The sequence below is a fragment of the Paenibacillus sp. FSL W7-1279 genome (assembly GCF_037969845.1).
Classification (GTDB): Bacteria; Bacillota; Bacilli; order Paenibacillales; family Paenibacillaceae; genus Paenibacillus_AQ.
The window spans coordinates 5,594,336-5,608,041 of the sequence record NZ_CP150215.1; the positions used below are offsets into that span (position 1 = coordinate 5,594,336).

Here is a 13,706-nt window from a genome sequence, read left to right on the forward strand (position 1 = left end):
ACGAAGAGGCATCCTCCATGATCCAATGGATCGAAGGATGCCTCACTCATTTTATGAAAGGCACTCTCTTTTCTTACTCGTATTCAAGCAATCCTTATACCTTCAGTCGATAAATCGCCTTATTGTCGAGTCCGCGGATCATCGGTGTCCACGGCTCCGTTTCAAGTGTCGTATCCAGGGCATCCTCTACCATCTGCAGCTTGGCATCCAACAGATCGATATGATGCAGCGCGACGGCTTCAGCCGTCTGCGGCTGAACCGGGCTCCCCCACTCTCCCAGGTTATGGTGGGAAAGTACGAGATGCTGTAGTCCCAGTACCACTTCGGAATCCAGCGCGATGTCGTTCTGTATGGCCGCTTCAACGATCCAATTGGATGCCAGCGCGATATGTCCGATCAATTTTCCCTGATTGCTGTAGTCCGTAACAATGCCCATCTGAGCGATCATCTCTTCCGGCTTTGCGATATCATGAAGGATAATGCCCGCCCTAATCAAGTCCGGATTCAGAAACGGCCGCTGCTTGCAGATGAAATCGCCAATCTCCAGCATGCGTACAATGTGATAGGCAAGTCCGGCAAAATAGGCATGATGATAGGTTTTGGCAGCCGGATAATGCATCAGCTTCTCTTCCACCTTCGACACACAATACTGCACAATGCTTCGTACCTGCGGCTCCGTAATCTCATTCATCTTAAGTTTGATCGTATGTAACAGATCCACGGGACGGATTGGTGCAGCCCTCACAAAATCGGTTAAGGAAACGCCGTCCTCATCCGTTGCTTTACGGATTCGGCTGATTTTGACTTGAGGCTGATCCCGGTAGCTCAGCACGGTTCCCTGGATTTTGACTAATTGCATCGGCAGGAACGTTTCTTTATCCTGTATGGTTACATCCCAGTACTTGGCCGAGATCTGGCCGCTCGCATCCGAGAGAATGATGTCAAAATAATCTTTCGGCGGCGTGCCGTTGGTCTGTCTCATATTTAATTCCTTCAGCAAGTAAAATCCAACAAAATCATCTTGAACGCTAAGTTTATTAATAGGTTTCATCTGGTTCCTCCCCAAAAAATCCCGTTAAGTTAACTATAACAAAGTCCCGTGCAATGAGTCTATTACACTGAAATATTCGCTCAGCAAAATCACAGAATCATTAGCCAAACTTCAGCTGTTGACTTTGACACCAGTGTCATCGTTTAGCATAGGGTTAGACTTATTGAGAGGAGCTATAATTCAAAATGAAAAACACTACGCAAAGTCAATCATCCGTGACGATCATAGGCCTGGGACCGATGGGTCAAGCCATGGCACGCACGTTACTGAATCACGGTTACGAGGTCACATTGTGGAATCGCACAGCCAGTAAAGCCAATGAGCTTGTTGATCAGGGAGCAATCAGAGCGTCCACAATTAAGGAAGCCTTGAATGCAAGCGAGGTAGTCATTCTCAGTCTTACGGATTACCATGCGATGTACGCTATTCTTGAAAAGGACTCAGACAGCCTCGCCGGCAAGGTATTCGTTAATCTAAGCTCGGACACCCCGGAGAAAGCCCGGGAAGCAGCCAAATGGCTGGCCGGACATGGCGCTTCGCATCTCACAGGCGGTGTGCAAGTCCCACCGTCGGGAATCGGAAAGCCGGAGTCGTTCACCTTTTACAGCGGCCCCTTGGATGTCTTCGAGTCCCAAAAGGAGTTGCTTGAAGTGCTGACGAGTACGGATTATCGGGGTGAAGATCCTGGGCTCGCCGCACTATATTATCAGATCGGAATGGATATGTTCTGGACGGGGATGCTCAGTTATTTGCACGCTGTTGCAGTAGGCAAGGCTAACGGCATCACAGCAGAGCAATTGAAGCCTCATGCGATCAGCACGATGGCATCGCTGCCGCAATTCATTGAGTTCTATACGCCGCGCATCGATGCAGGAGAATATCCGGGGGACGTGGACCGGCTCGCCATGGGCGCTGCCAGCGTTGAACATATCGTCCATACTACACATGACGCTGGGATTGACGCTTCACTGCCTGAAGCGGTGCTGGAGATCTTTAAACGGGGGGTTGCCAATGGCCGTGGCGGGGACAGCTTTACCAGCCTGATTGAAACGTTCATGAAGCCCGCGGATCATGTCATTGAACCATCCCGTGCTTCTAAGAGTCATCTCTAAATTTCGATTCCATCCTGCGAAGCGGATGGTAGCCGGTTTGGCAGGCAGGATGTGGATGATACAAGAAAAAGCACCTTCACAGGTGCTTTTTCTTGTATCATCGCCCAATTCGCACTCGAGTCTGGCTGTACTAAGGTTTCCACGCTCCCGGATGGTCGTCTTGGACCAAATCCAGCTCCACGGCTCTTGCGTTCGTCTCCACCTGCTCCACGCTCTTGCAGCCGGGAATGACACAGCTGACAGCCGGATGCTTTAAGCACCAGGCCAAGGCCCACTCGGCCATATTCACGCCCTCCGGCACTTCGTTCTGCTTGATCTCTTCCACAAGCTTCAGCTTGGCATTGATCTCGTCCTGGTCACGATTCTTGCGCACATTGTCGCTGAACACCGTTCCCGGCTTGTACTTTCCGCTTAAGTACCCGCTCGCAAGCGGAACTCGCGCCAACACGCCAAGATCCTGCTTCATGCATGAAGGGAAGACCTCTTCCTCCGGAGCTTGGTCCAGACGGTTATACACGACCTGAATGGCTTTGGCATTCACCTCCGCAGCATTATCGGTTTGATAGATATTTCTGTTGCTTCCGATGGATATGCCCAGATTGCGGATCGTTCCCGCCTGAACCTGCTTGTCCAGCATCGTCCACATGTCATCATTGTTGAACACTTCATCCGAGCCGGAATGGAATTGATACAGGTCGATGTAATCGGTACGGAGCGCTTTAAGTGACTCTTCCAGCTGAATTCGGATCTGCTTCGCATCCCAAGCGTTCTCCCATTGCTCATGCCATCGATGACCAAACTTCGAGGCAATGACCCAATCCTCGCGGCGGTCGCGCGACAAGAAATCACCGATGAAATTCTCAGACATATGATGAGGACCATAACATTCGGCTGTATCCAACAGATTAACGCCGAGCTCCTTCGCATGCGTTAAGATGGCGTCGACTTCCTTTTGGTTGAAATCCTTCCCCCAATCACCGCCAAACTGCCAGGTTCCCACACCGACTACCGATACTTTCAGATCGGTTTTTCCAAGACGTCTGTATTTCATATACTCACCCCTGCTCTTTAGATTTGTGCGCCTATATCTTATGTGATATTGCAACCGTTTGCAACTCATGCTGCGGTCTCTTTTTTCTCGTCCATCACCCTTATTTTCATCCACTCGGATTGTTTAATAATAAGTCGTTATGGTGAACCCTATAATATGTAATCATTTCGTTATCATATAAAGGAATCAGAAAGGAGGATTGTCGGCGTGAATACCCGGACACTAGAGCAATGGATGCCGGACATTATAGAGAGTCTGAAAGCAAAAACACCCAATGACTTTCAGCGAATAATCGATGAATTTCTTCCTTATGACCTGGCCAGAATACATAGCCACCTCAGCGATACGGACCAAACCCGATTTCTGCAGTTTCTGAACGAGGAACAGCTGGCCGATATGGTTCAGGAAATGGAGCATGACCAGCAGATCGAAGTTTTGGGCAAGCTGGGCAAAGAAAAAACAGCCATCATCCTGGACTTGATGGATAACGATGACCTCGCCATTCTGCTTGATGAGCTGTCGCCTGAGCAGAAAGACGAATTCCTCAAGGGAATGCGGGACGAGGAATCCCAATTTGTCCTGAACCTGATGAAATACCCGCCGGAAACTGCGGGACGAATCATGACCAATCGTTATGTGTGGATTCCCCAGCATTACACCGTATCAGAGGTCGTCCAGAAGCTGAAAACCTACGTCTCCATTTCCGAAACGATCAACTATCTGTACGTCATTGACCAAGACAAGAAGCTAATGGGTGTGGTGTCCTACCGCGGTCTTATCTTGGCCGAACCGGATGAATATATGGTGGATATCATGCACAGCCGGGTACTGTCCGTACCTGTGGATGCCGATCAGGAGGAAGTCGCGCAGATAATCCAAAAATACGATTTGGTCGCCATCCCCGTCGTTGAACAGGATAACAAACTTGTAGGCATCATTACGGTTGACGATATTCTCGATGTCGTCATCAAGGAAGCCGATGAGGACATTCGGAAAATGAACGCCACCGGGGGCAAATCCATTGACTTCAGCACCAAAGCAACCGTTGCCGCCTTTCGAAGATTACCGTGGCTGGTCCTGCTCTTATTCATCGGTCTGATCTCGGGAACGATCATTTCCCGATTTGAAGAGACGCTGGCACAGGTTGTGGCGCTAGCCTTCTTCATGCCCATGATTGCCGGAATGACCGGCAATACCGGCACGCAGTCGCTAGCTGTTATTGTACGCGGCCTGACTACGAAAGAAATGACCAAGTCGCTGGTGTACCGGCTGTTAGCGAGAGAGCTGAAGGTCGGCTTGATGATCGGGGTCACATGCGGGATCCTGATATCCTTGATCGCATACTTCTGGCAGGGCAATGTTTATCTGGGGCTTGTGGTCGGAAGCTCGTTGATTGCAACACTCATCGTGGGCACGATGGCCGGCACCATCATCCCCCTCATTCTGTTCAAATTCAAGATCGATCCGGCTGTGGCCTCCGGTCCACTGATTACAACCATTAACGATATCCTGTCGCTTGTCATCTACTTTGGTATCGCCACCCTGTTTCTATCTTACATTTAACCGAAATTTACGAACAGACAGCATCAATTAGGGTGAAAAAAGCCTTCCCGCACACGAGCAGGAAGTCTTTTGAGGCTCTGCCAGATCAAGTTAATCCACGGGTTTCTTATCCGGCAAGTTATTTAAACTCATGTCATCCCTGTTGGCATTGCTTAAACATTACCAAAAGGTGACTAGGTCACTTCAAAGTGCGTACTTCCCAAGCCGAACCCTAACGTGCAAAATGACATTAATCAAGAACAAGACGTTAGGAGATGAATATATGAATACAGATCAACGTTCACATCATTCGCAAAAGACGGCATTGGTAGTAGGGGCCAACGGGGTGATCGGCCGCAACCTCATCGAATACCTTGCGACGCTTCCCGATTGGAATATCGTCGGCGTATCGCGCCGAGGCGGCGAATCCACGAAACGTATAAGCTATCTATCGGCCGATTTGCTTGATCGCGAGGATACGGTCGCCAAATTAAGTCACTTATCGGAAGTAACGCACATCTTCTATGCCGCCTATCAGGACCGGCCAACTTGGGCCGAGCTCGTTGCCCCGAATCTGGCAATGCTCGTTCATGTTGTGGAAGCTATCGAGCCCATTGCCGCCAACCTGCAGCATGTCAGCCTGATGCAGGGATACAAGGTATACGGTGCTCATCTCGGTCCATTCAAAACGCCAGCACGGGAGACGGATGCAAACCATATGCCGCCAGAATTCAATATCGATCAGCAGAACTTCCTCGAGGAGCGGCAGCAAGGCAAAACCTGGACCTGGTCAGCCCTGCGTCCATCCGTAGTCAGCGGCTTCGCCCTTGGAAATCCGATGAATCTGGCGATGGTCATTGCCGTCTATGCCTCGATTTCGAAAGAGCTCGGAATACCTCTGCGTTTTCCAGGTAAGCCGGGGGCCTCTCACAGTCTGCTGGAGATGACCGATGCCGATCTGCTCGCGAAGGCTACAGTATGGGCCGCAACCGATGAACGATGCGCCAATCAAGCATTTAACATCACGAATGGGGATCTGTTCCGTTGGAACGAGTTATGGCCGAAGATTGCGCAGTATTTTGAGATGGAAACCGCACCGCCTCTACAGATGAATCTGGAAGTTGTCATGGCAGATAAAGAGCCGATCTGGAATCGTATGGTTGAGAAGCATGGACTTGCGGAGCACACGTATCAAGAGGTTTCCTCCTGGAAGTTCGGTGATTTTGTGTTCTCATGGGATTATGATTTCTTTGCAGACGGTTCGAAGGCCCGCCGCTTCGGATTTCATGAGTATGTCGATACAGAGGCCATGTTCATGAACATCTTTGACGAGCTCCGGCGGCGTAAAGTCATTCCCTAAGTTATCGCGCAAGCTGCATGACAAAGAGCCGACTATACGTGGAATAGTCGGCTCCTTCATTTATCATACCTGTTAATGACGATCCTCAAATGCAGGCTTCTCCAGCACCATGGCGGATTCGCCGTATTTTCGCTCGATATGAATATCGCCCCATCGGCACATCAAATGGAGAATTTCCTTCAAGCTCCAGCCATACTCGCTCAGTTCATACTCTACCTTGGGTGGAACCTGATTGTACGTTTTTCGTACGATAACGCCCTCCTCCTCCAGCTCCCGCAGATGCTGTGTCAGCATTTTTTGCGTGATCTGGGGAATCAGGCTTAAAAATTCGCTATTTCGTCTTTTACCGAAAGTAAGATGAAAGAGAATGACCGGTTTCCACTTCCCGCCAATGACCTCCAGCGTTGCTTCCACCGCAGTATTGTAGACTTTATTAGGATTTTCCATGCGCGTACTCATCTTCCTTTCGATATGCTGAACCCTTCTTCTCCAACAAGCATATCATTTTCCCCCTTGCTTACGATTTATCAGCAGTTCTACATAAAATGTCTCTTACAAAGATATACCATCTGATTTATGCTATCAACAGGGCACCTGATAACCAGTTGGATGGAAAATTTGAATAAGCTGTCGATCATAGATTCGAATATATGGATGAGAAAAAAACGGCAGTTAGGTACCCCACTGCCGTTTCTATCATCCATAATATCATTTACTCTATTTGTCTATTCACTAATAACTATTCAAGGAAAGTTCATAAAGATTATCTGTTACGCAGGAACTTTTAGACATGGAATAATCGTAATTCGGATAAGCGGTAATGCAAATATCTTCACCGATTTGTTGTACAGATTGAATCTTTACGCGTACCGCGTCATCCATTAATTCCAAATCCGAGCCGCCATAGGGGGAGAAGGATTGCCGTCCCCCCAACACTTTGGGAGCAATATAAATCATCCATTTATCAATAAGGTTGGCTCGAAGGAATGATCCATTTACTTCGCTGCCTCCTTCTACCAGCAGGTCGGTAACACCTCGCTGATATAACATATCCGATAATGCATGGAGGTCCAGCCCGAAACGGTTCACTGGAACGAACAGAACTTCAATTCCTTTTTGCTGCAGCATGTGTACTCTTCCCGGATCAGCCCCCTCCTTCGTGACTACCCATGTCATTGCTTCCGAACAATCGGTAACTTTGGCATCTTCGGGCAACCTCAAATTCGAATCTAAAATTACCCGTATGGGATTCTTCCCGCTTTCTTCCGGCAGTCGGGTCGTAAGGAGCGGATCATCGGCCAAAACCGTATTAATTCCTACTAATATGGCGTCGACTTTGTTTCTTAATTTATGTACTACAAGCTGTGTTTCATCACATGTAACCCATTTAGAATGCCCCGTTGACGCGGCAATTTTTCCGTCAAGCGTCATGGCTACCTGGGAAATGATAAACGGCCGTCGTTTTGACATATTGTGCACGAATCGTTCATTAAGTAACTCGGCTTCCTTCCCCAATACACCCACATCAACTTCTATTCCATTCTCTCTCAATAATTGAATGCCTCTTCCGGCCACCTTCGGATTCGGATCCTCCATCGCCACGACAACTCTTGCGACTCCCGAATTTAAGACTAATTCTATGCAAGGAGAGGATTGAGGGCTTGGTTCCAGCGTAACATAGAGCGTTGCGCCTTCGGTATACCCATCAGCCATCCGGAATGCGTGCACCTCTGCGTGAGGTTCCCCAGCCTTTCTATGAACACCTGCGCCGACTACTTGTCCGTCTTTGACTATCAGTGCGCCAACGACCGGGTTCGGATTGGTTTTCCCACTGGCCGTACCTGCCAAATCCAATGCCAGCTTCATAAATTGTTGGTCTAATTTCATATGATTAACACTCCCCATCATAATAAAGCGGTCTCCACCAAAGAGTCGTAAATATGACCCGATTTTTCGATCTTCGTTGCCAAATACCGATTATTATGCTCGGATACATCTCCCCAAATGGATTTATGATGATCGGTTAAAAGTCCCTTTTCCCGCAAAGACTGCAGCTTTCTAGGGTTGTTTGTAATAAGGGTGACTGGTTTTTGCCGCAAGCTTTGGAGTACACGTATGGCTTCATCATAAGATCGATGGTCATCTGCAAAGCCAAGGCTTAGATTGGCCTCTACAGTATCGCACCCCTCATCTTGCAAAAGATAAGCTAACGATTTTGGGAAAAGCCCTATTCCGCGACCCTCGTGATTCGCCAAATAAAAGAGAGCTCCACTACCGTTTTCAATGATCATGCGCATGGATTGCCGCAGTTGGTAGCCGCAATCGCATCGTTTACTTCCAAAGATGTCTCCCGTATGGCAAATGCTGTGCATCCGTATCAAGGCATGCTCCTCATTGGCAAAATCGCCATATACTAGTACGGAAGACTGCTGATGTGAAGCGAGATCTGCCTGAGATAATGATTCCAGAATGTCATTCTTATCCATAAATGAATTGCCTGTATTTAACCATGTATACCATTTAAATACAGCCTCATGGTCCTCCAACTGCACAGGGAGCCGAACGGGACCAACAAGACCGATGTTGGGACATTCCGGCTGTTTAAGAATGGTTAATTTACTAGCTAGCAATTTCCTGACCTGGTCCATAATCATGAATACAACTCCTTGTTGGTTTAGATGGGGATCAATCGATTGGTTTGTTTCCCTCCTTGAAAACGTTGGCAGTTTTTACGTCAGCTACTACTTCTCCAACCTTAAAGAATTTGGTTGGGAAATGGAATTTTTTTATAAATAAACACAAAAAGCCCCTGTCTGAATAGACGGAGGCTTTTCCGTCGTATTCGGTAACTGGCTAGCATAGCGGATACGAGTAATCCGCCTTAGCCCCTATAGCTTTGCGTCGCCACTTTTCAGTGGGTTTGCCATTATCGTACGATGTCATTTCATAAAATAAATCCGCGATCATTGCCGAATATGGAAGAACACACCATATCGGAAACAATCGAAAGTAATAGCTTTTTATCATATAACTACCAGATGAATATAAAATACATTTTTATGAAATGCAACCTAAATATAAACATGACCCGAAAGAATCACCATAGATTGCCTTCTTCTCGCTTCACTTCCTCAACGATCGCTTGAACCCCTTCCTCAATCTGATCCAACCGTGCTCTGGAAATGCTGATACGTATAAACTTCTCGCGCATAAGGTTGTTAGATAGATAGAACAGCTTGCCGGACACCACATGAATGTTCCGCTCTTTCAGCCGCCTGATCAACCGCTCCAGGTTAACGGTCTGCGGCAGCTTAAACAGCTTATATATGCCGCCGTCGCCAGGCACGGCTTCAATCCATCCGGCTCCCTCGTATCGCTGCACAGCCGCATTCAGGGCTTGCATTCGGGTTTCATACTGGCTGTAAATCTTCTGTTTATGCCGTTCATACATTCCGTTGCTAATATAAATTTCAAGCGCCGCTTGGGACAGCAGCGACGTATCCCCATAACTTTTAAAAGCACGGAACGTATCGAGCAAACGTTCCGGCAGGACGACGGCTCCCAGGCGCAATCCTGGGAAAATAATCTTCGAGAAGCTCTTCAAATACACCACATGCGATGTTCGGTTGTAGGCATAGATGGGATCATATCCCCGTTCCTCGCCTAGATCAGCCATATAATCGTCTTCCACGATATAAACATCATATTTCGCCGCCAGGTTAGCAATGGCCTTTCTCTGCTCTGCGGTGTAGGAGTTGCCCAGCGGATTATGGTATCTCGACATCGTATAGAAAAATTTAATATGTCCGGATCGAAATTGCTCCTCCAGAGCCTTCAGGTCGATCCCCGCTGCCGTGCGGGTGATTCCGATAACGGGCACTCCTTCACTCTCCAACAGCTGCAAATAATTATTGTAGCTGGGCTGTTCGACCAGAATGACGGACTTTCCGCCGGGAAACGGCATTTTTGTCAAAATCTCAAGCGCCTGCTGGGCGCCTGCCGTAATCATAATCCTCTCCGCGGAAGTGAACACTTGAGCTCCTGCCAAATGGGAGACCAGGGTGCGGCGCAGTTTCTCCATTCCTTGCGGATCACCATAGGTAAACAGCTCATATTTATAGGTATCAATCGCCTTGTTCAGGCAATGCTGAAAATCCAGATACGGGAATACGTTCACGTCCGGAGAAGCCGACGCAAAATCAATCAAACTCTTATCCATGTTATTCGAATCCCCATCTTTCTGGACTACATAATAACCGCTTTGCGAAACCGAATAAATGGCGTGCCGTTTCTCAAGCTCAGTATAAGCACGAATCACCGTACTAATGCTGCACCCGTAGGATTGTGCCGCACTTCGAACGGAAGGAAGCTTCTGCCCTGAACGATATTGGCCTTCCTGAATTTTCGATTCCATATCGGTAAGAATGGATAAATATTTTTTCATTACCCCGCCCCCTCGCGACTCTTATTATACAGGATCTCAACACTGTATCGATACAGTTGTCAAAATAGGGTATGGTTTCGAACCCATCATTATCCTATATTCAAGTAACCGTTCGCTGTGTTGGGAACACCTTCCCGGCCTTAAGAATGAAGATAACTACGATAGGGAGCTGATTCACATGCCATCCATTTCGCATGCCGATTTTTTAACTACTGTACGTGAACGTCAAGCGGTTAAACATTTTGATCCCCAACACAACCTCAGTCATGATGAGATTAAAGAAATGCTAGAGATTGCGAGTACCGCACCTTCTGCCTGGAATCTGCAGCATTGGACGTATCTTGCCATTACAGATAAGGCCACCAAAGACAAATTGTTACCCATCGCATATGGACAAAGGCAAATCGTAGAAGCCTCCGCTATCATCGCGGTTTTGGGAAACCTGCGGGCCCATCAACATGCTGAAGCGATATATGACCAAGCGGTTCAGGCAGGATTCATGCCAGAGGAGGTCAAAACGAATCTGGTCCGGCAAATAATGAATTCCTACACCCATGCGCCTGAACTTGCCCGGGAAGAAGCGATACGGAGCGCCTCCATGGCCGCCATGCAGCTCATGCTGGCTGCAAGGGCGCGCGGTCTTGATTCATGCCCGATGGGCGGATACAACTCAAGCCTTTTTATTGAAGCATTCGGGGTTCCGCGCCATTTGATCCCCGTTATGCTGGTTGCGATCGGTAAGAAGTCCGTACCGGCTCATCCTTCAACCCGTTTACCCCTAGAAGAGACGGTCTTTTGGAATCACTTCTAATGCTCAATCCAAAAAGATCTAATATTTTTAGGTGAAAAACCTAATTTTATTAGGTTTTTGGAGAGGAACACGTCTGATAAAATGAATACAAGCGCTTACAAAGTGATGATCCAAGGAGGAACCGTAATGAACAAGCCCGTACAGCCTAACGAACCGATCGTAACCCATATCTATACTGCAGACCCATCCGCCCACGTATTCGAGGGTAAAATTTATATTTATCCATCCCATGACCTGGATCATGAGAACACGTCCAATGATAACGGCGACCAGTATGACATGGAAGACTACCATGTTCTCTCGATGGAGAATGTGGATGCTCCCTGCGTGGACCATGGCGAAGCTCTTCATGTGAAGGATGTGCCATGGGCGAAGAAGCAAATGTGGGCACCGGATGCTGCCTTCAAGAACGACACTTACTATTTATACTTCCCTGCCAGGGATCATGACGATATTTTCCGCCTTGGCGTAGCAACAAGCTCGTCGCCTCACGGCCCCTTTAAACCGGAGCCTCATTACATCCCGGGCAGCTACAGCATCGACCCCGCCGTATTCGTGGATGACGACAACCGTGCCTATATTTACTTCGGCGGCCTCTGGGGTGGACAGCTGGAACAATGGCAGACCGGATCGCACATTCCGGATGCGGAAGGGCCTCCCGCAGACGCGCCTGCCATCGGACCGCGGGTCGCTGAGCTGAGCGATGACATGCTCACTTTCAAAGAGGCGCCCCAAGAAATATCCATCGTCGATGACAAAGGCAACCCGATTGTTGCAGGGGATGAAGAGCGGAGATATTTTGAAGGACCTTGGGTCCATAAATACAACGGAACCTACTATCTTTCTTATTCCACCGGCTCAACGCACAAAATCGTCTACGGCACGAGTCAAAGTCCAACGGGGCCTTTCGAGTTCAAAGGCACGATTCTAACCCCCGTAATCGGCTGGACGACCCATCACTCCATCGTTCAGTTCCAGGATAAATGGTACCTCTTCTACCATGACAGCTCCCTTTCCGGCGGAGCGGACAACAAACGCAGCGTCAAGTTTACCGAGCTGACCTACAATGAGGACGGCACCATTCAGACGATTCATCCGTACGACAAATAAGGCACGGGGAAGGCTGGATTCCAAGAGTATGGAGTCCAGCTTTTTCATTTCATTTTCTGTTCCCGATACGGATAAACTCGCGCTCTGCCGTATAATAAAACAAGCTGCCCCATCGTTCATGGAGTCAGCTTGCTAGCCGTTCAGGACGTTTATGTGTTGCAGCCCCGCCCGTTACACGCCCTTTTTAAACAAAGAGAAAGAGTAAATCGCCGGAGCCGCCACAATCAATATAATGACAGGAACGATTGCGACGGCAAGGTTCATCTTCAGAAACGCCGTCAGGATCATGAACGCTCCGCCTGCCATCCACAGGTATCCCGCAAAACGATGCGTTTTATTCCAATTATTCTGGCTGTTCAGCGTCCAAGGCAGCTTGATGCCCACCGTATAGTTCTGTTTGCTCTTCGGCAAATAATTTCCGGTGACCACGAGCAGCATGCCCACGAGAGCCGGTGCAATCGTCTGGATCGGCAGCTCGGCCCCCATGGCCTTGAACAGCGTGATCGGCATGAGAATGAGAGACAGCGCGGGGATGAGCCATAGACCCATCGTTCTTAAAACCGGGGCAGCGTTCATTTTCTTTGGATCGTTGTTAAGCGCTACATTGACTATGACGTTAATAACCGCTGTAATCAACGGAAGCACAAACGCCGCAACCGCCTTCGACACATAATTATCCGGATTGCCCGCCGCGTCCCAGTGAACAGCCACCTGCTCAGGCAATTGGTTATACAGCGTCATCGATAAAATAATCGGCAATAAACATATCAGCGTTGTTATAACCAGCATCGAACTATTCTTTTTCCTCATCTTGTTTCCCCCCGTTAAATTGTGAAAACCACAGCATGATTTCTTCGAAGACGGACACGTTGATCTCATAGTAAATATAATTTTTATATTTTGTTTCAAATATCAGTCCGGCCTTCTTCAGCTGCGACAGATGATACGAAATGGTCGCCCCGGTCATATCGAAATGCTGACCGATCTCTCCGGCTGACATTTTGCCGCGCTTGAGCATAACCAGGATGTCCCGTCTCACCGGATCAGATAACGCCTTGAATGTTTCCGGAAACCCCAATGTGCATCACCCATGTTTCTATTTAGAATTTCATCTAAATACATTATCGCTTATCCCTGCATCCAATTGCAATACCTATTTTGAAAAAATTCTAAATAGAAAGTGAAATCGGCATCCCGACAAGCCCCATCGCACCATGATAGTAAT

13 protein-coding genes and 1 riboswitch are annotated in these 13,706 nt (G+C 48.2%); of the genes, 5 read left to right on the forward strand and 8 right to left on the reverse strand.

What is annotated here, in order from left to right; all coding sequences use genetic code 11:
* Positions 1-94: 94 nt before the first annotated feature.
* Positions 95-1,051, reverse strand: coding sequence for an HD domain-containing protein (locus tag MKY82_RS25250; protein ID WP_194544035.1), 957 nt, complete (start codon positions 1,049-1,051; stop codon positions 95-97).
* 185 nt (positions 1,052-1,236) lie between these two features.
* On the opposite strand from MKY82_RS25250, the gene MKY82_RS25255 reads away from it, so the two are divergent.
* Positions 1,237-2,163, forward strand: a complete 927-nt coding sequence (locus MKY82_RS25255) for an NAD(P)-binding domain-containing protein (protein ID WP_220684236.1) — start codon at positions 1,237-1,239, stop codon at positions 2,161-2,163.
* Positions 2,164-2,293: 130 nt separating this feature from the next.
* Here MKY82_RS25255 and MKY82_RS25260 read toward each other — a convergent pair whose 3' ends face one another.
* Positions 2,294-3,214: an aldo/keto reductase gene (locus MKY82_RS25260; RefSeq protein WP_339294638.1), complete on the reverse strand. Its 921-nt coding sequence runs from the start codon at positions 3,212-3,214 to the stop codon at positions 2,294-2,296.
* Between the two features lie 207 nt (positions 3,215-3,421).
* Here MKY82_RS25260 and mgtE point away from each other — a divergent pair, with 207 nt between their 5' ends.
* A complete protein-coding gene (gene mgtE, locus MKY82_RS25265) occupies positions 3,422-4,777 on the forward strand; it encodes a magnesium transporter (RefSeq protein ID WP_339294639.1) in 1,356 nt (451 codons plus the stop codon).
* Between the two features lie 262 nt (positions 4,778-5,039).
* Positions 5,040-6,116, forward strand: a complete 1,077-nt coding sequence (locus tag MKY82_RS25270; protein ID WP_339294640.1) for an SDR family oxidoreductase — start codon at positions 5,040-5,042, stop codon at positions 6,114-6,116.
* 72 nt (positions 6,117-6,188) lie between these two features.
* Here MKY82_RS25270 and MKY82_RS25275 read toward each other — a convergent pair whose 3' ends face one another.
* From MKY82_RS25275 to MKY82_RS25290, 4 genes are all read right to left on the reverse strand, one after another.
* Positions 6,189-6,563, reverse strand: coding sequence for a helix-turn-helix domain-containing protein (locus tag MKY82_RS25275; RefSeq protein ID WP_194544039.1), 375 nt, complete (start codon positions 6,561-6,563; stop codon positions 6,189-6,191).
* A 285-nt stretch (positions 6,564-6,848) separates the two neighbouring features.
* Positions 6,849-8,003, reverse strand: coding sequence for a bifunctional diaminohydroxyphosphoribosylaminopyrimidine deaminase/5-amino-6-(5-phosphoribosylamino)uracil reductase RibD (gene ribD, locus MKY82_RS25280; protein WP_220684232.1), 1,155 nt, complete (start codon positions 8,001-8,003; stop codon positions 6,849-6,851).
* A gap of 17 nt (positions 8,004-8,020) precedes the next feature.
* Positions 8,021-8,770: a GTP cyclohydrolase II gene (locus MKY82_RS25285; RefSeq protein WP_194544041.1), complete on the reverse strand. Its 750-nt coding sequence runs from the start codon at positions 8,768-8,770 to the stop codon at positions 8,021-8,023.
* A 187-nt stretch (positions 8,771-8,957) separates the two neighbouring features.
* A riboswitch (cyclic di-GMP riboswitch) is annotated at positions 8,958-9,051 on the reverse strand.
* Between the two features lie 162 nt (positions 9,052-9,213).
* A complete protein-coding gene (locus tag MKY82_RS25290) occupies positions 9,214-10,560 on the reverse strand; it encodes a PLP-dependent aminotransferase family protein (protein WP_220684231.1) in 1,347 nt (448 codons plus the stop codon).
* A 178-nt stretch (positions 10,561-10,738) separates the two neighbouring features.
* On the opposite strand from MKY82_RS25290, the gene MKY82_RS25295 reads away from it, so the two are divergent.
* Both MKY82_RS25295 and MKY82_RS25300 read left to right on the forward strand, forming a co-directional pair.
* The gene (locus MKY82_RS25295) at positions 10,739-11,371 is read left to right on the forward strand and encodes a nitroreductase family protein (protein ID WP_220684230.1); all 633 of its coding nucleotides are present in this window, start codon (positions 10,739-10,741) and stop codon (positions 11,369-11,371) included.
* A gap of 126 nt (positions 11,372-11,497) precedes the next feature.
* Entirely contained in the window at positions 11,498-12,481 is a 984-nt protein-coding gene (locus MKY82_RS25300) for a glycoside hydrolase family 43 protein (protein WP_339219055.1), read from the forward strand.
* A gap of 171 nt (positions 12,482-12,652) precedes the next feature.
* On the opposite strand, the gene MKY82_RS25305 is transcribed toward MKY82_RS25300, so the two are convergent.
* Together MKY82_RS25305 and MKY82_RS25310 are read right to left on the reverse strand one after the other, a co-directional pair.
* Positions 12,653-13,291 (reverse strand): SdpI family protein, encoded by a 639-nt coding sequence (locus MKY82_RS25305; RefSeq protein ID WP_194544045.1) that lies wholly within the window; start codon positions 13,289-13,291, stop codon positions 12,653-12,655.
* Complete coding sequence (locus tag MKY82_RS25310; RefSeq protein ID WP_015736836.1) at positions 13,275-13,559, reverse strand: autorepressor SdpR family transcription factor; 285 nt, start codon at positions 13,557-13,559, stop codon at positions 13,275-13,277. The genes MKY82_RS25305 and MKY82_RS25310 overlap by 17 nt, the downstream gene beginning before the upstream one ends.
* Positions 13,560-13,706 lie beyond the last annotated feature (147 nt).

Excerpts from the sequence above, each read along its gene's own strand:
- MKY82_RS25250 (WP_194544035.1), bottom strand. The coding sequence starts at position 1,051 with ATGAAACCTATTAATAAACTTAGCGTTCAAGATGATTTTGTTGGATTT.
- MKY82_RS25255 (WP_220684236.1), top strand. The coding sequence starts at position 1,237 with ATGAAAAACACTACGCAAAGTCAATCATCCGTGACGATCATAGGCCTG.
- MKY82_RS25260 (WP_339294638.1), bottom strand. The coding sequence starts at position 3,214 with ATGAAATACAGACGTCTTGGAAAAACCGATCTGAAAGTATCGGTAGTC.
- MKY82_RS25270 (WP_339294640.1), top strand. The coding sequence starts at position 5,040 with ATGAATACAGATCAACGTTCACATCATTCGCAAAAGACGGCATTGGTA.
- MKY82_RS25275 (WP_194544039.1), bottom strand. The coding sequence starts at position 6,563 with ATGGAAAATCCTAATAAAGTCTACAATACTGCGGTGGAAGCAACGCTG.
- ribD (WP_220684232.1), bottom strand. The coding sequence starts at position 8,003 with ATGAAATTAGACCAACAATTTATGAAGCTGGCATTGGATTTGGCAGGT.
- MKY82_RS25285 (WP_194544041.1), bottom strand. The coding sequence starts at position 8,770 with ATGATTATGGACCAGGTCAGGAAATTGCTAGCTAGTAAATTAACCATT.
- MKY82_RS25290 (WP_220684231.1), bottom strand. The coding sequence starts at position 10,560 with ATGAAAAAATATTTATCCATTCTTACCGATATGGAATCGAAAATTCAG.
- MKY82_RS25295 (WP_220684230.1), top strand. The coding sequence starts at position 10,739 with ATGCCATCCATTTCGCATGCCGATTTTTTAACTACTGTACGTGAACGT.
- MKY82_RS25300 (WP_339219055.1), top strand. The coding sequence starts at position 11,498 with ATGAACAAGCCCGTACAGCCTAACGAACCGATCGTAACCCATATCTAT.
- MKY82_RS25305 (WP_194544045.1), bottom strand. The coding sequence starts at position 13,291 with ATGAGGAAAAAGAATAGTTCGATGCTGGTTATAACAACGCTGATATGT.